The organism is Aureitalea sp. L0-47, assembly GCF_026126405.1.
Lineage (GTDB): Bacteria > Bacteroidota > Bacteroidia > Flavobacteriales > Flavobacteriaceae > Pukyongia.
Genome location: NZ_JAFMTQ010000008.1, coordinates 82,311 through 107,781, shown reverse-complemented (window position 1 = coordinate 107,781; position 25,471 = coordinate 82,311). Strand labels below are relative to the sequence as shown.

Sequence of the window (25,471 nt, the reverse complement as noted above, 5' to 3'; positions counted from 1 at the left end):
CATACACTATGAAAAGATGTAAACTATTCGCAACAATCATACTCCTGTTAATGGCAGCAGGAATTTCAGGACAAAACCTGGCAGTTTATGTTTCCGATGCCGGAAGTTTTAGCACCGGTCCCTGGCAGATCGCCAAATTCGATGAAAACGGTACTTACGAGGGCGCTTTGATGAATGACGCCGACGGTATCGTCTGGCCACAGGATATTATCTTCCTGGACAATGAACAAGCTGTTTTGATATCCAACCTAAGCACTGCCGGAATTATTTCAAAACACGAATGGGACACAGGAAACCTGATAGAAAACTTCGCAGAAGGTATAGCTGGTCCAACACGCATGAAGATCGGACCAGATGGCCTCTTGTACGTGCTTCAATGGAGTAATACCGATAATAAAGTACTTAGATATCAATTGGACGGAACCTTTGTGGATGAATTCTCAGAAGTAGGTGTGGTGCAAAGTATCGGGATCGACTGGGATAGCAATGGTGACTTTTATGTTTCTTCCTATGGTCAATCCACTATCCGCAAGTTCGACGGAACTAACGGTGATGATCTCGGTCTATTTATCGATACCGGCTTACAGGGCCCTACGAATATCTTTTTCGAACCGGGGGGAGATCTTATCGTATTCAACTATAATAGTGGTATAATCAAACGATTCGATTCCAATGGAAATTTCGTAGAAGACCTTATTACAGGTGTTAACGGATGCGAAGGTTTCGCTTTCTTTCCGAATGGAGACCTGCTAATAGGTGTTGGCTCGGACGGTTCGGTAAGGAGATATGACAGTAGTTATAATTTCATCGAAAACTTTGTAGATATTGGGGTGCTAAACACGCCAAATGCGATCGTAATAAGGGACGATATCCCTTTAGCCGTTAGGGAGAACGCCCTTAAGCTCATTATGGTGACTCCCACGATCGGTACCGCTTTCACTATTACCGATCAGGCAATGAATAACTACAACACATTCTATTTACATAATACCCAGGGAATGCTGATCGACTCCATAGATCCATCAATCAATCGAACATATAATGCATCACATCTCGCTGAAGGAATCTATTTCCTTTCAGCCACGAACGGTGAGAACAGAATTACCCAAAAAATTGTGGTAATGTTTAAGTAGGCTGCTGTTGGATAAGCAGGTCTCGCCCGACTCTTTTTAAGTAGTAAGAGTCGGGCTTTTTGTATCTTTGCCACAAACAATTTGTTGTGAGTATGAGGCTGGATGTATTGATTATCGGAGGTGGTCCCATAGGGATCGCCTGCGCACTGGAATGTAAGAAAAAAGGGTTGGACTATGTAGTATTAGAAAAGGGTACCCTCACCAATTCCCTGTACAATTACCCATTAAATATGACCTTCTTTTCCACTTCTGAAAAGCTGGAAATAGACGATATTCCATTCATAAGCAACAGTGCAAAACCGAATCGGGATGAAGCCCTGGAGTATTATCGAAGGGTAGCGACATCCAACCACCTGAACATCAACCTGTACGAAAAAGTAGAGGCTGTTGAGAAACAAGGGGATATTTTCGAGATCAAATCGAGCAAGTCATCGTATACAGCTAAAAATATTATCGTTTGCACCGGTTTTTACGACATCCCTAAATTACTGGATGTTCCGGGGGAAGATCTTCAGAAAGTCTCTCATTATTTCAAGGAAGCACATCCCTACGTTATGCGAAAGACCATCGTGGTAGGCGCAAGTAATTCGGCGGTTGACGCCGCACTGGAGATCTGGCGAAAAGGCGGCGAGGTTACTATGGTAGTCCGTGGTCCATCCATCGGGGAGCGGGTTAAGTATTGGGTGAAGCCTGATATTGAGAACCGTATAGCCGAAGGAAGTATAAAAGCCATCTACAATTCAGAAATAAAAGAAATTAGAGATAACGAGGTAGTAATTTCCACTCCTGATGGCGAGCAAACACTCGATAATGATTTTGTGGTAGCGCTTACCGGTTATCGTCCGAATTTCGAATTCCTTAAATCGATTGGTGTGAAGCTCTCTGAAGATGGCAACTACTTCCCTGCATACGATCCCGACACAATGGAATCAAATATTCCCGGCTTATACCTGGCGGGTGTGATCTGCGGCGGAATGGAAACTCATAAATGGTTTATTGAAAACAGCAGGGTTCACGCGAAGATCATCCTGGAGAATATTCTTTCCCGGGTTAGTACCCGGCATACCTGAAATTAAGTAAATTCTGAGTGTATTTGTACAGGGTTGGAAAGTGCGACTTGAACTCCTCAGGGGATTCGATAAAATACTCTGCCAGTACAGCCATAAATTCATACTGATTGGAAAACGCGTATTCCCTGAAATAGCGCGTTTCATCCAGTTTGTGCTTTACATCTTCGTTGGTAAGTCGCCTTAGAATATTCTGGAATTGCTTGACAAAACGCGACGAATCTATATCACTTCGCTGTTTGGCTTCCAACTGCATGGCATGCATGAATTCATGGATTCCCAGGTTAAGGTTGTCGTTGGTGATTTTAAATCCATCCTCGAAATGTTTCCAACTTAAAACAAGCGCTTTCTCCCTGGGATTGAACTCTCCCTTGTGATGAGATTCGTTGATCGCACTGTAGAATTCCCCGGGATAGACGAGGATGAAGTCGATAAGGCTGTATTCGTAATTCTTTCTGCCAAAACTCAGCATACACCCTATGGAAGCTATTAGAACTTTGATGCGGTCATCAATTTCCAGGCTTTCCCTTCCGATAAATCTTTTTTCGGAAATAAAGGTTGCTACACGATGACGAAATTGTTTTTTGTATTTCTCGGATAATTTCTGATAGAATAAAAACTCCTCTTCTAGTATTTTAACCTGATTGGGTTTTAATTTCTTATATACGAAGTAATGCCTGAAGAGGGGTTTATCATATCTTCCCGCATACCAATTCTCGAAAGCCCTGAAGATGGCGAAGAGTAATATAACGAACACGACCCCATACGCATAGGGCGCCAACCAAGTTGCATTCTCATCGGCTTGTAATAGTAGCATCATAAAGAATTGGGATACCTAAGATACCGATTAATCCGGTACTCGTTGTTAATTCATTGAATAAAAACGAATTAAACAGCTCCTTTATTACTTTTTTGTGCTCTCTCCCCTAAAATTTTGAGAATTATTTTTGAACAGGACATTAAAGGTAGTAAGTGAGCCATAGCATCGCGTTATGTACTGCTGAAGATCAACCTTATCCTGATCATCCATAGTTTTGCTGGAATTGATCTTCTGTTCCAATACACGCAAGCGATCCCTTAACATTACAATCTTGTGAAAAAAAGTATTGATAGGGATCTCTTTTTCTGAGAGGGAGATATCCTTTGGTTTAAGGATCATTGTACCTCCTTTGAATTTATCTGCTATAGGTACGATCTCACTGGCATCGCTCCATTTCTTGAGAATGTCCCTTAGACTTTTTTCAACTTCATAAAAACTCACAGTGTCTACTTCGTCTTCAGCGGCTTCGATTATATCGAAGGTATCATCTACATCGATCGTCTCGAGTCCTTTATCGATAAATGTTACCCAGTACATCCTTGCTGTTACATTTGTAACTACTCCTTTTCCGTGTTCGGGATGATCGATACGCGATCCTATGCCTAAAATCCTGTTCATAGTATTTGGTTTTACAGCTAGTGAAAATACGGAAATTTTATACCCGATAAAACCATCATAGGAAGATTTCTAAAATGATAATTATCATATTATTTGAGACCACCTCACCTTAGTTTTGTGCTCAACGGTTGGTTGAAATAACATACTCCCTGTATATAGGGGACATCTTTTAAACAAGGAAGATCTCATTGTTCGATCGCATATTTTAAACCTGATGTGTCATTTCGAAACTTCATGGAAAAGCGATGATATGAAGTTTAATGAACTTCCGGATGTTTTGATCCGGTTGAAAGAAATGGAAACAGATGGTTTGATCGAAATGGAAAGTGACCGAATTCAGGTCACTGAGAAAGGTAGGCCGTTCGTAAGAAACGTGTGTATGAGTTTCGATTTGCGCTTAACACGCAAAAAACCGGAAACTCAACTCTTTTCTATGACGGTTTAAGTTGGTTTATTAGTTAGAAGCGTAAAACGGGATGCAGTTTTCGAATTGCTCCCGTTTTATGTTTTACTCGTCTTCTTTCTTTTTACCCTGAGACATATAATAAATAGTAACCCCGATAAGGACTACGACTACCAGGGCAAAAACCCCGATCATTATTACGCCGTTACCCCAGTCTACTAATGGTATATTAAGTGCTTGCATAGCGTTATCGTTTACGAATTATAATGAATTATTTTTTCTGAACTTATTGAAGTGTGACATTCCATTTCGGCATCCACTTTCTCACTCATGGGTTTTGGTGAAATGTATGGTATTCCAAGTCCGAGGCCCCTCAAAATGAAAAGCACACCAACGATCACAACGAATACCGGAATCACTTTCCGAATTCGATGACGAATTTTACCGGTAAGGAAATTTCCGAAGTAAACAGCAGTGGTCATAAGCGGTATGGTACCCAGTCCGAAAAGCACCATATACAAACTACTTTGAAACAAATCTCCTGCGGCAATCGCACCAAAAACAGCCATATAAACTAATCCGCAAGGCAGAAATCCATTGAGGAAACCTATGGTTAGAAAAGTATCGGGTGATTTTTTCTTGAGCGCTGCTCCCAGTTTGTTTTTTAGTCCGGATATTGCCTTGTACAAGGGTGCTGAAAACCTAAACTTCCTTATGGATGTAGCCGCCAGGACTACTGCGAGAATCATAAGAATACCCGTGATTACAGATATTTTTTGCTGTAAACCAAAAAGATACAGGCCTCTGCCCAATAGTCCGAAAAGTAATCCGATAAGACTATAGGTTATAATACGCCCAAGATGATACAGAGACACCTGAAGCATTCGCTTCGATCTGCTTTTTCTATCCAGAGGCAACACGAATGCAATAGGGCCACACATTCCCACACAGTGGAAACTACCTAACAATCCCAGTATGAAGCCAGACCAAAGCATAAGTTTAATAGACTATGGATTCCTTGTACATATAGTGTTCTCCTTCGTATTCCCAATCCAAGGTAATGTTCCAGCGACCGTCCAATAAACGTTCATCAGGTATGAGTAATTGAGCATTGGATATAACTATGGGTATGTCGAAATCCAATCGCTTATTAGACGGTCTGTATAGGAACACTTTTCCTTTTATTTTATTGGGATCCAGATCTTCGGGAAAATGCAGCAGCCATCCTTCGGCTACCTTTTCACCCGTAATATTTGCAAATTTCTTCTGACTATTCTCTTCAGCATTGATCTCCTTCTGATATTGGAGGTCTTTTTCATAATAGCCCTCGGTAACGAGATCGTGATTATAGGCATCGTCTGTCATCATTGTTATTACCATATACATGATAAACCCAATGAACAATACCATCCCGATAACAATTCCCGTTCCCCAGTTGAACTTCATAATTTCATCTTTAATTATAACTTCTAGGCCCTAAAAAGGCTGATTTGGTTGATTCTATCAGTTTATCACCACTGTAGACTCCAATTTTTACTTTTTCTCTGTCGCTGGACAGATCTGAAGATTTTATTTCAATAAAAAGGGTTCCTTCAGAAATACCCTGTTCTTCAACATTAATATTACCGTCTTTCACCATTCTTATCGTACCATCATGAGACATTAGCTCAAATCGTATATTTTCAATCTCTTCGGTGGTTTTATTCACCAATTTATAGGTATACACATTGCTTATTGTGTTTTCGTCTACCTTTTCGTATAGCTGACCCGGGAGCCTGAGTATCCTCGCTTCAACGTCATTCCGAAGGAATAACATCCCAATGAACACTCCTATCAGTATAACCAGAACCGCAGAGTACCCTTTTAACCTGGCACCGAATTTAAATTTCTCTTTGCTCTCAATATTTGCCTCGCTGGCATAACGGATAAGTCCTTTCGGAAGGTCAACCTTCTCCATCATATGGTCACAGGCATCAATACACGCTGTACAGTTCACACATTCGAGCTGCGTACCATTCCGAATATCGATTCCCGTAGGACAAACATTAACACACTGGAAACAGTCTATACAATCTCCTTTTCCGGATGCCTCACGGTCTTCATCCTTTTTAAATTTAGCCCGACCAGCTTCTCTTTCTCCTCGCTTATGGTCGTAGGCAACAATAATCGAGCGGTTGTCTAACAGTACTCCCTGCAATCTTCCGTAAGGACATGCAATAATACATACCTGCTCACGGAACCAGGCGAAGACGAAATAGAATACAGCTGTAAAGATGAGCAATGAAATAAGCGTGCTCATGTTTTCAATAGGGCCTTCCGTTATGTATTCTATAAGTTTATCGCTTCCTATGATGTAGGCCAGGAATACGTTAGCGATAAGGAACGAAATGACAAAGAACACAAACCATTTCAAAGTACGTTTTCGGATCTTTTCACGGTTCCACTTTTGTTTATCAAGTCGGATTTGCTTACCACGATCACCTTCAATCCAATATTCAATTCTTCTGAATACCATTTCCATAAAGATGGTCTGCGGACAGATCCATCCGCAGAAAATCCTTCCGAAGGCAACGGTAAAAAATACGATGAATACCACCCCGATGATCATCATGATCACGAATAAGTGGAAGTCTTGTGGCCAGAACGGGAATCCAAAGATATTGAACCGCCGTTCCAGGACATTGATCATTATAAATTGGTTTCCACCAATCTTGATGAAGGGTGCGGCGAACAAAAAGGCAAGTAAAATGTAACTTACCAGTTTGCGTTTCTCATAATACCTTCCCGAAGGTTTCTTAGGGAAGATCCAGGCTCGCTTACCCTCTTTATCTATAGTTGCAATACTATCCCTGAATATTTCATCTTCCGGTGTTTCCAATTTTCAATTTTTAGGTTATTCTCGGTTAATGACCAGGGTTCTTATGTTCTAGGTTTTACTCGTTATCGGTCATAGTTATCTCTGCCTCCGTGGCAATAGAATCTACTACAGTTTCCATAACTTCTTCTGCTGGTGCTTCAGCGTCCGGATCAACCCATATTTCTCCTTCCGGAGCTTTAGGTTCTGCCGGGGTTGTACCCTGCATGGTAAGAATGTAGCTTCCTACTTGTGCCATTTCGGCCGGACTAAGCTCCGACTTCCATGACACCATACCTTTACCGTCACGGCCTCCTTCGGAAATGGTTTGGAATACATTCTTGATTCCTCCACCCAGGATCCAGTGTTGATCCGTTAGATTCGGACCAATACCTCCACCTCCATCGTTCTTATGACAAACGGCACATTTTCCTTCGAAAATCACCTTACCAGCGGCCAGGTCAGATTCTTCGGTTAACAATTCAACTGTATTTACATCCACCAGGTCTTTAGCGGTCTTCTTATACTCTTCAATTGCCAGGCGAGCATCTTCCATCTCAATTTCAAACTCCTCTGATGTGCTCACTCCATCGAAAATATGGTAACGAGCCAGGTAGATACCTGCGAAAATAATAGTGATGTAGAATCCGTATAACCACCATGGCGGAAGCTTGTTGTCAAGCTCCTTGATACCATCGTAGTTGTGATCAAGAACGATCTCACCTTCTTCTTCTATTGATTTACTACCTTCCAGCTTTCTCATCAACTTTTTAATTCCGGAAAATTGGTTCTCCTTCCTTAAAGCTTCCTTTTCAAGGTAGCGTTCCTGAGCCTCTGGTGTCATTCCTCTGAACATGATGGATTTCAGAGATTCGGAAACGATCTCAACAGCAGCTGCGAATAGAGCCAGCATTGCAAGTACTCCCCAAATTATTGGGTATTTTTCAATGGCCATTTGATCGCCGCCATCTATAGTTACTTCCAGCAGCACAAAGGCGATCACCATAAATATGATTACTCTTAGATATGACGCGACTGTTTTCATAATTGAATAGTATTGTTGGTGTTAGTATCTTCTTCTAAAGGAATATTGCTTACTTCCTCAATGTATTGCTTCTTCGCACTTAATACCCAAATGGCCAGTACAACAAAGAAGACAAAAAATATCAATAGTGAGATGATCGGGTAGATCTCAACCCCATCAATATTCTCCAGGTTTCCTTTTATAAATTTCAACATGACTCTTATTGATTTAGGGTTACTTCTTCGTTATTCTCTACTTTAATATCAGTTCCAAGTCGCTGCAAGTATGCTATCAGGGCTACGACTTCTCTGTTTCTCATATCCACAAACTCCTCACCACTTTCTAAAGTGGCTTGCTTATCGGCTTCATAGGTCTTCACAAAGTCCGGATCGGCGAATAAATTCTCTTCGATCTGCGTCCCTTGTTCCAACATCGACTCCTGAGCAGCGGTGATTTCTTCTTCGGTATATGGAACACCTAATGAAACCATAACCTCCATTTTCTTCTCTGTTAACGATTTATCCAGGGAATTTTTAATCAGCCAGGTATATCGAGGCATGATTGATCCCGGAGAGGTTGTTTGCGGATCCCAGAAGTGGTTGAAGTGCCAGTTGTCTGAGTATTTTCCACCTACTCTAAAGAGGTCGGGGCCGGTTCGTTTACTACCCCAAAGGAATGGGTGATCGTAAACATATTCACCGGATTTGGAATACTCACCATAACGTTCCACTTCGCTACGGAACGGACGGATCATTTGCGAGTGACAAGCGTTACAACTTTCTCGAATATAGATATCTCGACCTTCCAGTTCAAGTGCGGTATAAGGTTTCACACTAGTGATCTTAGGAACATAGTCGTCTACCATCAACGATGGAATGATCTGAACCATACCTCCTATCAATATTGCTATAGTAGCATAAATTGTAAGTTTCACAGGTCTTCTTTCTAACCAGGTGTGATAACCTTCTTTTGCAGTTCTTCGTTTGGTAACTCGTTTTAGTGGAGCAGCCTCTGCAAGTTCGTCGGTTACTTTGCTACCACTTCTGATAGTCATAACCACATTAACAAGAAGCATAATCGCACCTAATATATACATACTACCTCCTATTGCACGCATCCAGTACATTGGCATAATCTCACTCACTGTTTCAAGGAAGTTACCATATACTAAAGTACCGTCCGGATTAAACTGTTTCCACATGAATGCCTGCACAAATCCGGCGACATACAATGGAAGTGCATAGAGTATAATACCCAGGGTCCCAATCCAGAAGTGGGCGTTTGCCCATCCTTTCGACCAGAGCGGTGATTTAACCAACTTCGGAATTAACCAATAGATCATACCAAATGCCAGGAATCCATTCCAAGCCAAGGCTCCCACGTGTACGTGAGCAATGATCCAATCGGTAAAGTGAGCGATAGCGTTTACATTCTTCAGTGAAAGCATAGGCCCCTCGAAAGTTGCCATACCATAACCGGTGATGGCTACCACCATAAATTTTAGTACCGGGCTTGTTCTTACTTTATCCCAGGCTCCACGAAGGGTTAACAGCCCGTTGATCATACCTCCCCATGAAGGTGCAATAAGCATTACGGAAAAAGCAACACCCAGGTTTTGGGCCCAATCCGGAAGTGCAGAATACAATAAGTGGTGTGGTCCGGCCCAGATATAAATAAATATCAGTGACCAGAAGTGCACTATGGAAAGTTTGTAGGAATACACAGGACGATTCGCCGCCTTAGGCACGAAGTAGTACATGAGTCCTAAGAAAGGTGTGGTAAGGAAGAATGCCACAGCATTGTGTCCGTACCACCATTGAACCAGGGCATCCTGAACCCCCGCATAGGCAGAATAGCTCTTAAGAGCATGCACGGGAAGTTCCATACTATTTACGATATGCAATACCGCTACTGTTACAAAGGTGGCAAGATAGAACCAGATGGCAACGTACAGGTGACGCTGTCTTCTTTTCAGTATGGTTCCTATCATGTTCGCACCAAAAGCAACCCAAACTAATGCAATCGCAATATCGATTGGCCATTCCAGCTCTGCATATTCTTTTGAAGTTGTATACCCTAAAGGCAACGTAATTGCCGCGGAAACGATGATTAACTGCCATCCCCAGAAATTAAACTTACTGAGGAAGTTACTCCACATTCGTGCTTTAAGTAAGCGTTGTAGTGAGTAATACACCCCTGCAAAAATTGCGTTCCCCACAAAGGCGAAGATCACAGCATTGGTGTGTAGCGGACGTAAACGACCGAAACTTAACCAAGATATGTTTTCGGTTAGGTTAGGGAATAAAAACATAAACGCCAGTAATAAACCGACGCTCATTCCAATAATACCCCAGAAGATGGTGGCATATAGGAAACTTCTAACGATCTTATTATCGTAATAAAACTTCTCTACTTCCATAATTAGTGCTTGTCGTTATTTTCTATTGGTTGATCCTCTGTTGATTCCTTCACTACTTCATCTTCAAAAAGCATTCGTACCGAAGGCGTATAAGTATCATCGTATTGCCCGCTACGTACAGAAATAACGAAGGCCGCGAAGAAACCAAGGGCCACAACAATACTGATGGTTAATAAAACATAAATGATACTCATACCTATGTGTAATTAAGTCGTAAAAGTAGCCTGAGTCCCTGCCTCAAAAAATGACATTTATCAGGTTCATTCATTTTTATTTTTAATAAGCCGACTCCCAAAATATCGCGTTGCCAGCGTGGTGAAGACAACAATACTTATGGAACTCAATGGCATAAGAATGGCTGCCACAACAGGAGCCAAATTCCCGGTTACTGCAAATCCCAATCCTATCACATTGTAAATCAGTGATAAAACAAAACTCCACCTAATAATTCGCATACCTGATTTCGACAATTGGAAGAACTGTGCAAGTTGATCGAATTTAGACGCATCCAGGATGGCATCACAAGCCGGCGAAAAAATATTAACATTCTCGGCAATGGCAACACCAATATCACTTTGCTGCAAGGCACCGGCATCATTCAAACCATCTCCTACCATCATGACCTTGCTGCCGTTTTGCTGCATTTCATGTATAAAGTTGAGCTTGTCTTCCGGCTTCTGATTGAAGTACATAGCCGTTCCTGCAGGAACTAGCTTCATTAAACGTTCACGCTCTCCGTCATTGTCACCAGACAAGACCACAAGTTTCTTTTCTTTGGAAAGTTCTTTCAGCAATTCTGAAAGTCCGTCACGATATTGATTCTGAAACACATAACATCCTTTATACAAATTATTACTACTGATGTGAACCGCTGTCCTGTTGATGCTTTCTTCCAATTTGTTCTCATCTCCTTTTCCTTCGGAAACGAACTTATATGAACCTACTTTTATAAACTGATCATCTGCCGATCCAGTTATTCCCTTACCTGCCTTCTCTTCGAAAGAGTCCAGGGTCTTGATATCATGATCCTTCAGCATATCGTACAAGGACCTACTCAAAGGGTGATTGGAGGCCCTAAGGGTACTGGTTAGCAGCTCCTCCTCATCATTCGTAAGTGCTATGCCTTCATAGGTCATATTGCTGCCTGAGCCGCTGGTAAGTGTTCCGGTTTTGTCGAAAACCACAGCATCTACACCCGCCATCCTTTCAACCACTAATGCCTCCTTAACATAGAATCTCAACCTTCCGAAGATCCTCAGCAAATTACCATGCGTAAACGGTGCCGATAGTGCAATGGCACAAGGACATGCAACGATGAGCACTGCAGTGAAGACATTAAATGCTTTGGATGGATCATAGATCATCCAAAACAAGGTTGCCACAAAAGCAATGGTTAAAACAGCCACTGTAAACCGCTTGGAGATACTGTCTGTGAACGACTGGAAAGCGCTGTGTTTATCCACATCAAACACGTCGTTGCTCCATAGCTGAGTGAGATAACTTTGTTCTACAGGTTTCAGCACTTCAACTTCCAATACCCCGGCTTGTTGTTTCCCTCCGGCGAATAATTTATCACCGCTGTTCCTTGAGACCAGTTCAGATTCACCAGTTACAAAACTGTAATCGATAAGAGCGTTTCCTCTAATTAGTATGGCATCCACCGGTAGTAGTTCGTTGTTTCGAACCAGGATGCGGTCTCCTTTTTTAATTTCATAAACTTCTACCTGTTCTTCATAAACATTTTCATTTTCATCCTTGGCCAATCGCGTAACCGCAATAGGGAAATAGGATTTATAATCCCTCTCAAAGGATAGGTAACTGTATGTTTTTTGCTGAAAGAACTTCCCAACCAACAAGAAGAATACCAGGCCGGTGAGACTATCGAAGAAGCCAGTACCCCAATTCAGGACGATATCAATGGTACTTCTTACGAATAGCACCAGAATTCCCAGAGCAATGGGGACATCGATGTTTAAGATCCTCGACCGCAATCCTTTGAAAGCTGAAATGAAATAATCCTGGGCCGCATAAAATACCACCGGAATTGAATAGGCAAACATTAACCAACGGAATACCGGAGCAAAGCGTTCAAGCCAGTATCCATCCACTTCGAAATATTCCGGGAATGAAAGAAACATCACATTTCCGAATGCAAAGCCGGCTACCGCCAATTTATAGATCAAGCTTCTGTTGATGATTCGTTTCTTCTTATCCGAATCCTCCAGGGAGATATAAGGTTCATAACCGATCCTGCTCAGTAATTTAACAAGTTGCTTAAGGTGAACCCGATCCGAATTGAACGTGATCCGAATGGTCTTTTCGGGAAAATTCACCTGGGAACTTTGAACCGCGGGCTGAAGTTTATTAAGGTTCTCCAATACCCATATACACGAGGAACAGTGAATGGAAGGAATTAGAAAAGCAACCACACTTGTATGGCCATCTTTAAATTCCAGTAATTTATCGGCAATAGTTTCGTTATCGAGAAAATCGAACTTATGTTCAAATTCTCTAGGAGATACTCCGGGAGTTTGTTCTAATTCGTAATAATAACTGAGGTCATTTTCATGCAATAATTCGTAAACGGTTTTACAACCGTTACAACAAAATGGAAGCTTTTCCAGATAGATTAATTCCTCCTTGCATGGGTCCCCACAATGGGCGCAATGCTCCATATCCAACTTAGTTACTCATTTACCTGTCGCAAATATTGGAAGTTGGAGATCGTTAAACTATGACAAAAATCAGCTACTCTTTGGCCGGGTGTTTGTAAATTTGGACTAGATAAATTGATATGAAAACTACACAATACGTTCAGAATTTGAAATGTGGCGGGTGTGCAAACACCATTCGTAAGAACCTTGAATTGCTACCCGGAATATCCGAAGTCATTGTTAATGACGAGGATTCTTCCGTTACTTTCGATTTCGAGAATCAGGAAGCCTACGAAACAGCGCATCACAAACTGATCGCTCTCGGATATCCATTGGCTGAAGATGCTAATTCCTTTATGACCAAAGCAAAGTCCTTCGTCAGCTGTGCCGCGGGTCGTATGGGTTCTACAAGCCAATAGTCGCAATATTTATTCTGAAGAAATAATACTTTTAATAACACCAATTGGTGACATTCCTCATTGTAATCACCGACATATTTACAGACATTTACTAGAATAGTTAAACCCTGATATCATGAAAGAAAATGAAAATTCTCATTTGATGGACAAAGTCGCTAAGGCCCTTCGGAAAGCAGCCGTTGAGATTGAGGAGTTTCAGGTACAAACCGCATTGGGAAAGGCCGAAGCGCAAGACAAATACGAAGACGTGAAAAAGAAATTCAACCATTTCATTCACGAAAGTAAATCCAAGATCCAAACGGGCAAGGATAAACTGGAAGATCTGCAGATGAAGTTGGAAGAACTAAGAGTTCAATTGGCGTTGGGTAAAGCAGAATCGCAAGATGCTTTCAAACAACAAAAAAGAAAGCTACTCTCCCTCATTCACCAGATCGAAGCTAAGATAAAAAGCAACGAAAAGCTTCAACAGATGTACGCTATACTGCTCATTGAGATCGAGATATTTAAAGTTCAGCTCGAGATCCTGGAAGAAAAATTCGATGAAGGCAGGGAAAGTGCTAAAGAGGCTTTCGAAAAAGGAAAGGTGGAATTCAATGAATTCATAGACAGGTTCAAATCGAAAGAACCCGAAACAGAAGCAACACGCTGGGAACATTTCCAGGGAGAGATCTCCGTAGCATTCGATCACTTCAAGAAAGCATTTCAGAAAGTCTAAAGAAGAAATAATTTATTCAGAAAGAATAAAACTCATCGATCGTAATCACCTTTACTGATGTCGCGTAACATGCCTATGGCTAATATTGCAGCGGCGGCGGCACAGAGAATTCCAAAGGCAGAATTATCCCACCACAGCGGACCTATCTTAAATGTGATGAGCAGTGCAGCTCCTACAATAAGTGCTACCATGATAAATGCAGTTACCAACTGTTTAGTTACCCTGTTTATGGTGTGAATCATAGGATCCATCCCTTTGTGCGTTAGATCTACCTTTACCTGTCCGGTATTAATTCTACGGATGGCGTTTCGAAGATCCCTCGGAAACTCCTCCATATAACTGGCAAGTTCATAAATGGAATTATACGCTTTCTCACCTAGCTTTATAGGGTCGAAGCCTTTACTCACTGCCCTGGAGAGATAAGGTTTTACTACATCAAACTGTTCTAATTTTGGGTCCAACTTCTGTACTACACCCTCTATAGTTACCAGTGATCTTGCGAAGAGGAAGAAATGAGAAGGTACTACCAGTCCGTTTTTAATGATAATATCCTTTAATTCTAACAATATGGTACTCATCTCATTCTTATGAATGTCGCGAGTATAATATTTCTCAATGAATTCTGAAATATCGAATTCCAGGCTGCGCATATCGTCTACCACCATTTCGTTAGACAACCGCTGAAGCGCCTTGATCACCTTGTTAACCTCCTTGCGGGAAATTGCCAGGAATAACTTACCAAAGACTTCAATATCCCTCGGAAGTATGCTTCCCATCATTCCGAAGTCGAGATAACAGATCTTTCCGTTGGGCAGCACGAGTAAATTTCCCGGATGTGGATCTGCATGGAAAAATCCGTATTCAAATATTTGCTTAAAGAAACTCTTTGTCAATCGCCGCGCGATCATCTTGGTGTCGAACCCCTTTTCCTCCAATCTCTGGATCCTGCCAATCTTGGTTCCGTTCATAAACTCAAGTGCCAGCACCTTACTTGTCGTGAATTCCTGGTATACTTTGGGGGAACAGGCAAACTGATCCCGACCGCGATCCAGGTACCAGTTGTTGTAAAAGCGTTGCACATTGATGGATTCATTGATAAAATCCATTTCCTTGGTAATGGCATCTTCAAAATTGCGAACCAGGCCAACCGGATCGAAGTTTCGCACAGAAGGTATCCGTTTTTCAATGATCTCGGCCACCTTGTACATTACCTTGATATCCTCTTCGATGATCTCTTGAATACCCGGGCGTTGGACTTTCAGCGCAACCCGCCTTCCTGTGTGTAGCGTTACTTTGTGCACCTGCGCCATGGATGCCGAAGCGAAGGATTTTGGTTCGAACCAGGCAAATAACTCATGTACCGGCGCGTTCAATTCTTCTTCAACCACCTTTTTGGCGACATCTTCGGCCATGGGTGGAACATTGTCCTGTAACTTCTCAAGTTCGAGAACGAGTTCCAAAGGAATAAGGTCCGGACGATTGCTGAGTATCTGGCCAAATTTTACAAAAGTGGGGCCTAATTCCTCGCAAACCATACGCATTTTCTCCCACTTGGTATACATTACAGCGTGTTTGCGGGAAGATTTCGGTATCATTTTCCGAAGGAGATTATATTCATTCCGCTCCTCCAGGTGCTGCACCAGATCCTCGAAACCATATTTCAGAAGTACCTTTAAGATCTGGTTGTAACGAGATACCGATCTAAACTTTCGTCCTATGCCCGTTAGGATACCCATCTTACGTTTTTAATTCGAGCTTGTTCAGCCTAGCTTCCAGAAGCGCTATCGTCCTGTCTGCCTTATCTTGCTTTTCATTCAAGGCTTTAATTTCATCCAGGTGTGCCACGTTTATCTTTTTGTAGAAAGCAGCCACCAGCTCTTCGATCTTCATTTCCAGCTCCTGCTTCATCTCCCCGGCTTTATGGAGGATCTTATCCATAAGTTCAAGTTCATTTCCATCTTCATCCAACAAAGGTTCTGCAGCTACCTGGTTGATGCCCTGTTTGCTCTTTTCTGAATATTCCTGTATTTTTTCCATCAGATGAGTGTCTTTCGCGATGTGATACAGGCTTGCCGAAAGCGTGAGTAGTTCTAGTATTGTTTTAGTTTTCATAGTACGGCAATTTGAGAATGCATTACTAACAAAGTTATCGTATAACAGTAGCCGTAACTATGACTTTGATCAGTTGAAAATTGAGCTTTTCACCTTTACTTTAAGCTTGTAAATTGCAAAATTCCGTAGTTATGAAACCCAGGGCTGTCGAATCGATAATGACCAAAGAAGTGGTATGTGTATCACCCTCACAAAAACTCATAGATGTTAAGCACATATACGAAAAGTCCGACTTCCACCATCACATACCCGTTATTGAAAACGACAGGCTAGTGGGAATGGTGAGTCTAATCGATTTTATGTATCGAATCAAGGGTGCGGGACTGGACGACAGCAACGAGATTTATCATAAACTTACGGTTAAAGATATTATGACACCCAATCCTTACACGGTGAAAACCTCAACACCCATCCAGGATGTTGCAGAAGAGCTGGGAAGAGGTAGATTCAGGGCCATTCCAGTATTAGAAGGAGACAAAGTTGCAGGTATTGTTTCCACTGCCGATGTAATTAAATTCTACCTTGAACAACAGAAAAGACCTTAATTTCATACACTACTGATCAACTAAATCCTACGCGATTTTTCTTATTGGGTAATTCCCATCGGATCATTTCTTTCAGGAAATCATCTACTTTCTCTACAATTAATTTCTCGGTCATTTCCGAAGGAGAAAATGTACCCATATCTATCATGTCCTTTTCATTCTGTATGGTTTCGTTATGTGGCAATAGTATAAATACGAAAACATCACCATTGTAGGTTTGTGAAAACACCAGTGATCCGCCCGGAATGAATTGATAGGCAGGTATGCGGTTTGTACAATCGATCAGTTCGGGAGGAAATGATTCGAAAGTGATATTTACTGCTTCATTGGAATACATCCAACTCAATTCCTGTACCTTCCAACCAATGTCATAACGATTCACAATGCTCTTCAGGGTATTCTTTATCAACCCTTTTAAACTCTCGTTCCACATAGTTTTCTTATCGACTACCTTTTCAATGGACATCTTGTAATCGGCTACACGTTCTTCCAGATGTTCTAGTTTCATTTTTTTAGTTTTTTTAGGGAATCCCGCTCGGCTTTCTTTTTCTGGCGCTCCAGCTTTCTGAAATAGCCCCTGAAGAGGAAATTGTGCTTCAGCGCCTCCATATTCGTATTCAGCCTATTGGTGGCTTCCTTTAAGTTCAACAGTGTTGTGTCCAGGTTCTGAGCGAAAACTTCGTCATTGATCAGTTTGTTCACCGCACCCTCACCAGCTCGCATCTCACTCACATACTCATCCAGCTGGGCACTTACCATTTCGATATTACCACTGCTGGATTCAAGGTCGGTAATGATCTTCTTAACTTTTTCTCCTGAAACGGAATCGTTAAGTAATACCCCGGCTACGCTCTCGTCGAAATCGATACCCGCGATAATACCGTTTAACTGCCGGATCGCCTCATTAGCCCCCGAGCTCGCCCTTCTCAACTCGATAACGCTTAATTTGAGGTTTTCGGCCATGGTGGTATCGTTGATCAACATGCTAATGGTTCCTTCCCCCTCTATGATCTTGGTTGTGATCTTTAAAAGATCGGAAGTGAGTATGGCGGCATTTTCGTTGGTCACACTCAGCGTACTCAAAATATCATTGGCCCCGATCTTGGTGTACGACTGTATAGTGTCTCCGGAAACAATGGGCGGGGATGTCCCCTCCTGCGGCAGAATATTGATAAGCATGCTCCCCACCAAGCCATCCGAACCAATGGTAGCCACCGCGTTCTTATTGATACGCTTAGCAATCTTTTCCTCTATGAACATAGAAACCACGATACGAGATTGTCCTATCATGTTGATTGCTTTAACTGTACCTACATTAATACCGGAATAACGCACGTTGTTACCCAGCTGCAAACCGTTGACGTTAGTAAACTCCGAGTGCAGCTCTATGTTCTTTCCAAAGAGGTTCTGTCGGTTACCAATAAAATAAAGCGCGGAAACCAATAAAGTTGTACCTAAAATCACGAAAATACCTAATCTAACTTTCTGTGCTACTGTCTTTTGCATGATTTCTATGTTTTAAAGAAGGCCTGCACCTTTGGATCGTCCGATCGAATCAATTCCTGGTAGGTTCCTTCAATGTAATTCACTCCGTCTACCAGCAAAATGATACGGTCTGCGATCACTCTCGCACAATCCACATCATGGGTAATGATAAGAGCGGAGGTTTTATATTTCTTCTGAATGTTACGCATCAAATGAATGATCTCTTTCGACGTGATGGGGTCCAGACCTGTGGTAGGTTCATCGTACAGAATGATCCTTGGTTTCAGTATCAGTGCCCTTGCAAGCGCTACCCTTCGTTTCATTCCTCCCGAAAGTTCTGCGGGCATAAGGTCGATAGCTTCAGCCAGCCCGACGTTTTCAAGCGCTTCCAATACAAGTTGTTCGTTGGTCTCTGTGATCCTCAGTTTTTCTTTGTGGTGCCGAAGCGGGAATTCGAGGTTCTCACGAACCGTCATGGAATCGTACAGGGCGCTTCCCTGGAAAAGGAAACCGATCTCTGTACGGAGTATGTCAAGCTCTGTTTGCCCTAATTCGGTAATATTATACCCCTTTATCCGAATCACTCCTGCATCAGCCTGCATAAGGCCTACCAGACACTTGATCATAACCGATTTACCTGATCCCGATTTACCCATGACCACCAGGATCTCACCTTCGTGTAGTTGTAGATCAAATCCCTTAAGCACGTGATTATCTCCGAAGCTCTTTTTTAAGGCTCTCAGTTCTAAAACAGGCGCTATGGATCGATCTTCTTTCATTGCACTTCAAAAAAGATATCGGTTACAAATACAGCTATAAAGTCAATAACGAACAACAACATGGAAGTATACACTACGGCCGCATTCGATGCTTCACCTACCCCTACAGTGCCCTTGCTACAGTAATATCCCTTGTAACAACCAACGAGGCCAATGGCAAATCCGAAGAAGAACGACTTGATAGTGGCAGGTACAATATCAGAATACTTCAGGGCATCGAACACTTCGTTAAAATATAACTGGTAAGATACTGCCCCTTTCAAATTCTCCACCATCGCGGAACCTAATAAAGCAACGGTATCTCCAATTACAATTAGCAGTGGCAGCATTAGTGTCGTTGCTACTATCCGGGTAACTACAAGGTATTTAAACGGATTTGTACCCGAAACCTCCATAGCATCGATCTGTTCGGTTACTCGCATGGAACCCAGCTCCGCTCCTATCCCAGATCCTATCCTACCGGCACAGATCAGGGCAATGATCACTGGTCCAATTTCCCTTACTATGGAAATACTCACCATGGAAGGCATCCAGGACTCGGCCCCGAATTCCATCAAAGTGGGGCGCGACTGTAGCGTGAATACCAGCCCGAGGATAAACCCCGTAACACAAACTAATAAAAGTGAGCGGTTACCAATATTGTAGCACTGTCGGATAAGTTCCCGGAATTCAAATGGTGGCCTGAAAACCTCTCGAAAGAATCGCAAGGCAAAATAGGAGATCTCTCCAATTTCGGTAAAAAAGGAGACTGCCCTGGATCGTATATTTTCCGGACCTTTCATTCCTATGGTGATATTGCCTAACTATCAAAGGTATCTGTCATTCTTCCTAATAACTATGATATTAATCAGATAGAATTTATACCCTTTAGTATCAACCAACTCGGTCTATAGTCTATGATGTGGTTATTATTTTCCTTCGGAAGATTTCTGAATTCGATTGTAAAGTTTTGCAAACCGGGCGGCAACCGCTACCAGGTCTTTAGTCTCCAGGAAAATGGTGAACAGCAACAAACTCTGACGCATCCCGAATTCCCCTGCCTGGATCCCATCCATTTGAGCATCGAGTCTGTCCTCTAACCAATGGAGAAGGGCTCTTTTGGTATTCAATGCCGTCTCTACACCTTTGAAATCACCCGAAACAATCAAATCACTAAGGTATTTGAGATATTCGTCTACCTCTTTACTCATTTCCAGAATCACTCCCGAATGTCGACCGTTAACCGGAGTCATGCTATTAGAAACATGAGTTCTGCATGATTTTACGATTAGTGATATCGACTGAAGAAAATCCTGTTCATGATGATAAATTAACAAGTACAATCTTCCTGCGTCCTTATGTTCGGGAGCTATGCGCTTGATGAGTCCGTAAAGGCGTTTTTGCATCAATTCGTTCTCCAGAAGTAGTTCTTTGGTTTTTTCTTTAGCTCGCTTTAACCTCGCGGGATCCTCCTGAATTAGACCAGTTAGAGAAGAAACATACACTTTCCTCACCAACTCCAGCATCTCACCAACTTTTTGTTTTGTCTCACTTATGATCTGTGAAGAACCGAGGGCACTTGTTTCACTTTCAAGGGCCTTGGTCCGTGATTTAACCTTTTCTTTTTTACGATGCATCATAAAGGTCCGTGTAATAAGAAACACTGCAAGCATCATAAGCAGAACGATGGCAGTGAAACCAAAATAAAATATACAGAGGGCGAAGACCGCCGATGCAGAAAAGGCAACGATAGCCGTAAAAAACCATCCACCTATCACATTGATCACTCCGGAAACCCTGAATACAGCACTACTCCTACTCCAGGCCTTATCGGCTAGTGAAGTACCCATGGCCACCATAAAAGACACATAGGTTGTACTTAGTGGTAGTTTAAATGAGGTAGCGAGGGCGATAAGGATACTGGCAACCGTGAGATTCACCGAGGCACGCAGCAAGTCGAACGCAGGTTTATCTCGATGTGTTTTATCCGAAGCCATCACTGCCACAGGTTTAAAGCTTCGAGCTATTCTATTTGACCAGCTCACAGGCACTAATCGGTCAACACTGTTTCCAATTGCAATAGAATAGCGAACAATACCCTTTGCGAGTAGATTAGGTTTAAATCGCTCGGATCCTTCGTCCTGACGGCCAAGGTTCACTTCGGTTTCGGTGACGGAACGCGCTTTTTTAGAGAACCATAGTGTTACGATCATTATTCCCCCGGCGATAACCAGCATATAGGTGTCTGTCCGTATAGGTTCATTCAGAAAAGACATAACGAGACTCGTAGGTTCTTCGCCGGAAGCCACCCAATTCTGATAAGATTCGAAACCGGCTATAGGTACCCCTATGAAATTTACGAGGTCGTTTCCGGCAAAGGCCATTGCTAGCGCGAAGGTTCCGAAGAGAACCACGATGCGTAGGATGTTTACTTTCAGCACAACGTATAGCAAATACATCACTATGCTCCAAAAAACAAAGGATACGGTCAATAATACCAGGGTATTTTCCTGAACCCAGCTAATAAACGTACCGGAAACAAAAGAGGCCCCTTTTACACCCTTGATCAAAAGGAAATATGTCAATGCCGAAAGTGCCAGCCCACTCCATACCGAGCCTACCACTTTCAATTTTTTCTGAATGTTGAACGTAAATAAAATCCTGGAAATATATTGCACCAGGGCACCTATCACAAAGGCGATGAGCACCGAAATAAAGATGCCCGAAATAATTAAAATAGCACTTGAAGAATTAATATAATCTCCAAGAGTACCCGCATTTTCCCCTTCGGAAAGGATCTTCAGAAGAGACACTGCGACTGCCGCACCTAATAACTCGAATACAATTGATACAGTAGTGGAAGTAGGCATTCCGAAGGTATTGAAGAGATCGAGCAGTATGATATCTGTGATCATTACCGCCATAAAGATGGTCATGATCTCGGCAAAATAGAAGTATTCCGGATTGAAGATCCCCTTCCTCGCCACTTCCATCATTCCACTGGAAAAAGTAGCTCCCACCAGTATCCCCAGGCTGGCCACGATCATTATGGTTCGGCGAGTGGCTACTTTAGAGCCTATGGCAGAATTCAGGAAGTTAACCGCGTCATTGCTCACTCCCACGATCAAATCGGAAATGGCCAGTACGAATAAGAGAACCAGTATAACAAGGTAGATGTCTAACATCAATATGCTCTCGGTGGTTATAACATATAAAGTAACAAACCCAAGGTTAACTGGGTGTCAACTAGGTATGAAGTTGGGGTTAAGTTCTTTGAAGGATATCTTATTACTCGTTCTGGAGGATTACTGCGTGATCCTCAATGGATTAATAGAAAACTAATGCTGAAGCATAGTGTATCTTGTTTCATTCCGCTTTTGAAAACAATCGGATTACAGCGTGATCCTCAATTGACTCTCCTTTGCAAATAGAAAACCAATGCTGACGCATAGTGTATCTTGTTTCATTCCGCTTTTGAAAAAACACAAAACTCCACCTCGAGGATTCCCTTCGGGCTTCCTCATCAGATCCGCTTTGAAAAAACACAAAACTCCACCTCGAGGATTCCCTTCGGGCTTCCTCGTCGGCTCCGTCAAGGATTCACCTCGTGATCCTCACAAAGCTCCGCTTTGAAAGCCGAAAAAAGAAAGCCTCACTTCGTTCCAAAAAAGAAAGCGAGCTTCCTTTTTAGGAAACTCGCTCGTTTTCACCTTTTTTTCGGCTTATTCGTGACCCCGGGAGGATTCGAACCCCCAACCCTCAGAGCCGAAATCTGATATTCTATCCAGTTGAACTACGGGGCCAAAATTCCTGCATAGGCAGGAATGTATATTTCTTTATGACAACCTAGCCTTAACAAGCGTCGAAATGGTCTTACCATCCGCCCTGCCGGCCATTGCCTTGTTCGCCATACCCATCACCTTACCCATGTCTTTCATGGAACTGGCACCGGTTTGTGCGATAATTTCATCTACAACTTTCGCAATTTCTTCCTCGCCCATTTGTGCTGGGAGGAATTGCCCAATTACTTCAGCTTCGGCAAGTTCAGGAGCGGCGAGATCATCTCTTCCCTGTTCGGTAAAGATACTCGCACTGTCCTTGCGCTGCTTCACAAGTTTCTGCAATAATTTGAGTTCCTGGTCCTGGGAAAGCTCCTCAGAAGCACCTTCTTCTGTCTGGGCTAAAAGTATAGCCGACTTCACCGCACGCAGCGATTGCAGGGCAACTGTATCCTTCTCTTTCATTGCGACTTTCATCGCATCCATGACCTTTTTCTGTAAACTCATATCCGTTGTTTAATCAGACCGCGAAGATACATAATTATTAATTTCCTGAAAAGAATAGCCCGCGGCAAATTACATTCACCGCGGGCCGTCTGCAACGATTTAATCTAAACAATTAATCTACATTGTCATGGAGGAATGAGTTGTTGGATCGCAATTCAATATCATCATCGTCTGTGTTCACAGAAGTCCTCGAAATATTGGTGTCTCCGGAGTTCTTGGTCTCGTCCAGATCGATGCCCGCACGCTTATACGCCGGTTGCTTTTCAATATCCTCGATCTTAGATGCGCTATTCCTGAACTTGTAATTGAACTCCTTCATTTTCTTCTTGCGCTCTTCCGTTCTATCCTTTAAAAGCTTGGAAATAGGTGTATTTAATGGATCGGCAGGTTCATCATCGGCTTTCTCATCAGTATCCGGACTTTCTACAGTGCGTGTAGAAAAGGCAACTTCTTCGTCCTCAGTATCACCTGGTTTTGCCTCATTAAGCATGGTTTCCATCTCCTGGTAATCATCCAAACTATAACGCTTAACACCTTCGCCAGTCACTTCGGTTACCGGGACTACTTCAATGGCATCTTTAACTTCAATTTCTTCAATGCTAGAAGTAGCTACCTCTATATCGAGTTCCTTCTTCTTTGGAGCCTCAGCGGTGTCATCAGAAGAAACCGCAGGCAGATCAAACATCAACATCTGGTCTTCCGGCTCCTGAGCTACTGCTTCTTCCTTTACTTCCCGAACAACCTCTGCTTCCTCCTTGTGATCCACAATTTCAAAATCATTCACATCGATCTCATTAATGATAACCTGTTCGAACTCCATTAAATGATGAATATCGATCTCTGAGTATGTGACGTCGATATTCTTAATCAATTCTGTTGTTTCAATATAACCTTCAAAAGTCAATTCCGTCTTGGCTTCTGCTTTCTTCTCTGTTTTGGGAACTACAACCGTTTCTTCCTCCTCCTCGAATAATGTATGTCGTATTACCGGTTCGCTTTCCACTTGTTTAGCCTGTTGGGTAACTTCAGACACCGGGATCTCGACCGGCGTTGCGGTTGGTTCCGGAGTAAGCACTTGCTCGGCTTTTTGTTCGTCTTCCAGTGTATGGATGATCTTCTTTGTTTCGGTATTCACGATCTCGTCCTGCTGTTCAGCATTGAATCCGGTGGCGATGACCGTGATCGAAATAGCGCCTTCGAGAGATTCGTCTTCCCCAACACCCATAATGATATTCGCGCTATGACCCGCTTCGTCCTGGATGTGATCACTGATCTCTCCAATCTCATCAATCGTGATCTCTTCGGAACCGGAAACGATCAGAAGCAATACATTCTTTGCGCCGGTAATCTTATTATCATTTAACAACGGTGAATCCAGCGCCTTGTTGATCGCTTCTCCTGCACGATTTGCACCTGTCGCACTTGAACTTCCCATAATGGCGGTTCCACTATTTGCCAGCACGGTTTTCGCATCCCGAAGGTCAATATTCTGAGTGTAGTGATGCGTGATCACTTCGGCTATACCCCTCGCAGCCGTAGCAAGAACTTCATCAGCCTTTGAAAAACCAGCTTTAAATCCAAGATTTCCGTAAACCTCGCGTAGCTTATTGTTATTGATAACGATGAGAGAATCTACATTCTGACGCAGCTTCTCAACACCAATCTGTGCCTGCTCATTACGAAGCTTACCTTCAAACTGGAATGGAATCGTAACAATACCTACGGTTAGAATATCCATCTCCTTGGCCATTTTCGCAATAATAGGAGCTGCACCTGTACCAGTACCACCTCCCATACCAGCTGTGATAAATATCATCTTGGTATTGGTAGTGAGCATGTTCTTGATCTCTTCCATGCTCTCTACGGCCGATTGCTCTCCGATCTTAGGATTGGCTCCTGCGCCCAAACCCTCAGTTAGCGAGACACCCAATTGGATCTTTATCGGGACAGGGCTGTTCTCAAGTGCTTGGGAATCTGTGTTACAGATCACGAAATCCACTCCCTTGATTCCCTGGCTAAACATGTGGTTAATAGCATTGCTCCCGCCACCACCTACACCAATTACCTTGATGACGTTCGATTGATTTTTTGGCAGATCGAATGAAATATTTTCAAATTCTGTGTTGCTGCTCATGTTGTTTATTTTGTGAGGTTGTATA

General features: G+C 42.6%; 25 protein-coding genes, 1 tRNA gene and 1 pseudogene. 6 read left to right on the top strand and 21 right to left on the bottom strand.

Features of this window, described 5'->3' with window-relative positions:
• Positions 1-8 precede the first annotated feature (8 nt).
• Positions 9-1,133: a T9SS type A sorting domain-containing protein gene (locus J1N09_RS09650; RefSeq protein ID WP_265199968.1), complete on the top strand. Its 1,125-nt coding sequence runs from the start codon at positions 9-11 to the stop codon at positions 1,131-1,133.
• A 92-nt stretch (positions 1,134-1,225) separates the two neighbouring features.
• Complete coding sequence (locus J1N09_RS09645) at positions 1,226-2,203, top strand: YpdA family putative bacillithiol disulfide reductase (protein WP_265199967.1); 978 nt, start codon at positions 1,226-1,228, stop codon at positions 2,201-2,203.
• On the opposite strand, the gene J1N09_RS09640 is transcribed toward J1N09_RS09645, so the two are convergent.
• Positions 2,184-3,020, bottom strand: a complete 837-nt coding sequence (locus tag J1N09_RS09640; protein WP_265199965.1) for a zinc-dependent peptidase — start codon at positions 3,018-3,020, stop codon at positions 2,184-2,186. The two genes, J1N09_RS09645 and J1N09_RS09640, sit on opposite strands and share 20 nt — an antisense overlap.
• A gap of 84 nt (positions 3,021-3,104) precedes the next feature.
• Entirely contained in the window at positions 3,105-3,638 is a 534-nt protein-coding gene (locus J1N09_RS09635) for a hypothetical protein (RefSeq protein WP_265199964.1), read from the bottom strand.
• Between the two features lie 139 nt (positions 3,639-3,777).
• Here J1N09_RS09635 and J1N09_RS09630 point away from each other — a divergent pair.
• Positions 3,778-4,083 (top strand): annotated as a pseudogene (locus J1N09_RS09630) (coproporphyrinogen III oxidase); the annotation flags it as partial.
• Between the two features lie 63 nt (positions 4,084-4,146).
• Here J1N09_RS09630 and J1N09_RS09625 read toward each other — a convergent pair.
• The 9 genes from J1N09_RS09625 to J1N09_RS09585 form a co-directional block, all read right to left on the bottom strand.
• Complete coding sequence (locus J1N09_RS09625; RefSeq protein WP_265199963.1) at positions 4,147-4,284, bottom strand: hypothetical protein; 138 nt, start codon at positions 4,282-4,284, stop codon at positions 4,147-4,149.
• An 11-nt stretch (positions 4,285-4,295) separates the two neighbouring features.
• Positions 4,296-5,036, bottom strand: a complete 741-nt coding sequence (locus tag J1N09_RS09620) for a sulfite exporter TauE/SafE family protein (protein WP_265199962.1) — start codon at positions 5,034-5,036, stop codon at positions 4,296-4,298.
• Between the two features lie 4 nt (positions 5,037-5,040).
• Positions 5,041-5,487: a FixH family protein gene (locus J1N09_RS09615; RefSeq protein ID WP_265199961.1), complete on the bottom strand. Its 447-nt coding sequence runs from the start codon at positions 5,485-5,487 to the stop codon at positions 5,041-5,043.
• A gap of 10 nt (positions 5,488-5,497) precedes the next feature.
• The gene (gene ccoG / locus J1N09_RS09610; RefSeq protein ID WP_265199960.1) at positions 5,498-6,919 is read right to left on the bottom strand and encodes a cytochrome c oxidase accessory protein CcoG; all 1,422 of its coding nucleotides are present in this window, start codon (positions 6,917-6,919) and stop codon (positions 5,498-5,500) included.
• 55 nt (positions 6,920-6,974) lie between these two features.
• Positions 6,975-7,940, bottom strand: a complete 966-nt coding sequence (locus J1N09_RS09605; RefSeq protein ID WP_265199959.1) for a cbb3-type cytochrome c oxidase N-terminal domain-containing protein — start codon at positions 7,938-7,940, stop codon at positions 6,975-6,977.
• Entirely contained in the window at positions 7,937-8,134 is a 198-nt protein-coding gene (locus tag J1N09_RS09600; RefSeq protein ID WP_265199958.1) for a cbb3-type cytochrome oxidase subunit 3, read from the bottom strand. The genes J1N09_RS09605 and J1N09_RS09600 overlap by 4 nt, the downstream gene beginning before the upstream one ends.
• A 5-nt stretch (positions 8,135-8,139) precedes the next feature.
• Positions 8,140-10,338 (bottom strand): cytochrome-c oxidase, cbb3-type subunit I, encoded by a 2,199-nt coding sequence (ccoN, locus tag J1N09_RS09595; protein WP_265199957.1) that lies wholly within the window; start codon positions 10,336-10,338, stop codon positions 8,140-8,142.
• Between the two features lie 2 nt (positions 10,339-10,340).
• Positions 10,341-10,532, bottom strand: a complete 192-nt coding sequence (ccoS, locus tag J1N09_RS09590; RefSeq protein WP_265199956.1) for a cbb3-type cytochrome oxidase assembly protein CcoS — start codon at positions 10,530-10,532, stop codon at positions 10,341-10,343.
• Between the two features lie 66 nt (positions 10,533-10,598).
• A complete protein-coding gene (locus tag J1N09_RS09585) occupies positions 10,599-13,013 on the bottom strand; it encodes a heavy metal translocating P-type ATPase (protein WP_265199955.1) in 2,415 nt (804 codons plus the stop codon).
• A 119-nt stretch (positions 13,014-13,132) separates the two neighbouring features.
• On the opposite strand from J1N09_RS09585, the gene J1N09_RS09580 reads away from it, so the two are divergent.
• Entirely contained in the window at positions 13,133-13,411 is a 279-nt protein-coding gene (locus J1N09_RS09580; protein WP_265199954.1) for a heavy-metal-associated domain-containing protein, read from the top strand.
• 115 nt (positions 13,412-13,526) lie between these two features.
• On the top strand, positions 13,527-14,126 hold the full coding sequence (locus J1N09_RS09575) for a hypothetical protein (RefSeq protein WP_265199953.1): 600 nt from the start codon (positions 13,527-13,529) through the stop codon (positions 14,124-14,126).
• A 32-nt stretch (positions 14,127-14,158) separates the two neighbouring features.
• On the opposite strand, the gene J1N09_RS09570 is transcribed toward J1N09_RS09575, so the two are convergent.
• Positions 14,159-15,862, bottom strand: coding sequence for an ABC1 kinase family protein (locus J1N09_RS09570; protein WP_265199952.1), 1,704 nt, complete (start codon positions 15,860-15,862; stop codon positions 14,159-14,161).
• Position 15,863: 1 nt separating this feature from the next.
• Complete coding sequence (locus J1N09_RS09565; protein ID WP_265199951.1) at positions 15,864-16,238, bottom strand: hypothetical protein; 375 nt, start codon at positions 16,236-16,238, stop codon at positions 15,864-15,866.
• A 131-nt stretch (positions 16,239-16,369) separates the two neighbouring features.
• Here J1N09_RS09565 and J1N09_RS09560 point away from each other — a divergent pair, with 131 nt between their 5' ends.
• On the top strand, positions 16,370-16,783 hold the full coding sequence (locus tag J1N09_RS09560; protein WP_265199950.1) for an HPP family protein: 414 nt from the start codon (positions 16,370-16,372) through the stop codon (positions 16,781-16,783).
• A gap of 16 nt (positions 16,784-16,799) precedes the next feature.
• On the opposite strand, the gene J1N09_RS09555 is transcribed toward J1N09_RS09560, so the two are convergent.
• The 8 genes from J1N09_RS09555 to ftsZ form a co-directional block, all read right to left on the bottom strand.
• Positions 16,800-17,291 (bottom strand): hypothetical protein, encoded by a 492-nt coding sequence (locus J1N09_RS09555; RefSeq protein WP_265199949.1) that lies wholly within the window; start codon positions 17,289-17,291, stop codon positions 16,800-16,802.
• Complete coding sequence (locus J1N09_RS09550; RefSeq protein ID WP_265199948.1) at positions 17,288-18,289, bottom strand: MlaD family protein; 1,002 nt, start codon at positions 18,287-18,289, stop codon at positions 17,288-17,290. Before J1N09_RS09550 ends, J1N09_RS09555 begins: the two co-directional genes overlap by 4 nt.
• A gap of 5 nt (positions 18,290-18,294) precedes the next feature.
• Entirely contained in the window at positions 18,295-19,047 is a 753-nt protein-coding gene (locus J1N09_RS09545) for an ABC transporter ATP-binding protein (RefSeq protein ID WP_265199947.1), read from the bottom strand.
• Positions 19,044-19,829, bottom strand: coding sequence for an MlaE family ABC transporter permease (locus J1N09_RS09540; RefSeq protein WP_265199946.1), 786 nt, complete (start codon positions 19,827-19,829; stop codon positions 19,044-19,046). The genes J1N09_RS09545 and J1N09_RS09540 overlap by 4 nt, the downstream gene beginning before the upstream one ends.
• Before the next feature lie 126 nt (positions 19,830-19,955).
• Positions 19,956-22,211 (bottom strand): inorganic phosphate transporter, encoded by a 2,256-nt coding sequence (locus J1N09_RS09535; protein WP_265199945.1) that lies wholly within the window; start codon positions 22,209-22,211, stop codon positions 19,956-19,958.
• Positions 22,212-22,755: 544 nt separating this feature from the next.
• Positions 22,756-22,829: transfer RNA gene (locus J1N09_RS09530), tRNA-Arg, on the bottom strand.
• Between the two features lie 33 nt (positions 22,830-22,862).
• Entirely contained in the window at positions 22,863-23,312 is a 450-nt protein-coding gene (locus J1N09_RS09525; protein WP_265199944.1) for a GatB/YqeY domain-containing protein, read from the bottom strand.
• Between the two features lie 112 nt (positions 23,313-23,424).
• Positions 23,425-25,446: a cell division protein FtsZ gene (gene ftsZ, locus J1N09_RS09520; RefSeq protein WP_265199943.1), complete on the bottom strand. Its 2,022-nt coding sequence runs from the start codon at positions 25,444-25,446 to the stop codon at positions 23,425-23,427.
• Positions 25,447-25,471 lie beyond the last annotated feature (25 nt).

Excerpts from the sequence above, each read along its gene's own strand:
- ftsZ (WP_265199943.1), bottom strand. The coding sequence starts at position 25,446 with ATGAGCAGCAACACAGAATTTGAAAATATTTCATTCGATCTGCCAAAA.
- J1N09_RS09650 (WP_265199968.1), top strand. The coding sequence starts at position 9 with ATGAAAAGATGTAAACTATTCGCAACAATCATACTCCTGTTAATGGCA.
- ccoS (WP_265199956.1), bottom strand. The coding sequence starts at position 10,532 with ATGAGTATCATTTATGTTTTATTAACCATCAGTATTGTTGTGGCCCTT.
- J1N09_RS09560 (WP_265199950.1), top strand. The coding sequence starts at position 16,370 with ATGAAACCCAGGGCTGTCGAATCGATAATGACCAAAGAAGTGGTATGT.
- J1N09_RS09565 (WP_265199951.1), bottom strand. The coding sequence starts at position 16,238 with ATGAAAACTAAAACAATACTAGAACTACTCACGCTTTCGGCAAGCCTG.
- J1N09_RS09580 (WP_265199954.1), top strand. The coding sequence starts at position 13,133 with ATGAAAACTACACAATACGTTCAGAATTTGAAATGTGGCGGGTGTGCA.
- J1N09_RS09540 (WP_265199946.1), bottom strand. The coding sequence starts at position 19,829 with ATGAAAGGTCCGGAAAATATACGATCCAGGGCAGTCTCCTTTTTTACC.
- J1N09_RS09640 (WP_265199965.1), bottom strand. The coding sequence starts at position 3,020 with ATGATGCTACTATTACAAGCCGATGAGAATGCAACTTGGTTGGCGCCC.
- J1N09_RS09625 (WP_265199963.1), bottom strand. The coding sequence starts at position 4,284 with ATGCAAGCACTTAATATACCATTAGTAGACTGGGGTAACGGCGTAATA.
- J1N09_RS09575 (WP_265199953.1), top strand. The coding sequence starts at position 13,527 with ATGAAAGAAAATGAAAATTCTCATTTGATGGACAAAGTCGCTAAGGCC.
- J1N09_RS09525 (WP_265199944.1), bottom strand. The coding sequence starts at position 23,312 with ATGAGTTTACAGAAAAAGGTCATGGATGCGATGAAAGTCGCAATGAAA.
- J1N09_RS09600 (WP_265199958.1), bottom strand. The coding sequence starts at position 8,134 with ATGTTGAAATTTATAAAAGGAAACCTGGAGAATATTGATGGGGTTGAG.
- J1N09_RS09570 (WP_265199952.1), bottom strand. The coding sequence starts at position 15,862 with ATGGGTATCCTAACGGGCATAGGACGAAAGTTTAGATCGGTATCTCGT.
- J1N09_RS09585 (WP_265199955.1), bottom strand. The coding sequence starts at position 13,013 with ATGGAGCATTGCGCCCATTGTGGGGACCCATGCAAGGAGGAATTAATC.
- J1N09_RS09635 (WP_265199964.1), bottom strand. The coding sequence starts at position 3,638 with ATGAACAGGATTTTAGGCATAGGATCGCGTATCGATCATCCCGAACAC.
- ccoN (WP_265199957.1), bottom strand. The coding sequence starts at position 10,338 with ATGGAAGTAGAGAAGTTTTATTACGATAATAAGATCGTTAGAAGTTTC.
- J1N09_RS09645 (WP_265199967.1), top strand. The coding sequence starts at position 1,226 with ATGAGGCTGGATGTATTGATTATCGGAGGTGGTCCCATAGGGATCGCC.
- J1N09_RS09555 (WP_265199949.1), bottom strand. The coding sequence starts at position 17,291 with ATGAAACTAGAACATCTGGAAGAACGTGTAGCCGATTACAAGATGTCC.
- J1N09_RS09550 (WP_265199948.1), bottom strand. The coding sequence starts at position 18,289 with ATGCAAAAGACAGTAGCACAGAAAGTTAGATTAGGTATTTTCGTGATT.
- J1N09_RS09535 (WP_265199945.1), bottom strand. The coding sequence starts at position 22,211 with ATGTTAGACATCTACCTTGTTATACTGGTTCTCTTATTCGTACTGGCC.
- J1N09_RS09620 (WP_265199962.1), bottom strand. The coding sequence starts at position 5,036 with ATGCTTTGGTCTGGCTTCATACTGGGATTGTTAGGTAGTTTCCACTGT.
- J1N09_RS09545 (WP_265199947.1), bottom strand. The coding sequence starts at position 19,047 with ATGAAAGAAGATCGATCCATAGCGCCTGTTTTAGAACTGAGAGCCTTA.
- J1N09_RS09615 (WP_265199961.1), bottom strand. The coding sequence starts at position 5,487 with ATGAAGTTCAACTGGGGAACGGGAATTGTTATCGGGATGGTATTGTTC.
- J1N09_RS09605 (WP_265199959.1), bottom strand. The coding sequence starts at position 7,940 with ATGAAAACAGTCGCGTCATATCTAAGAGTAATCATATTTATGGTGATC.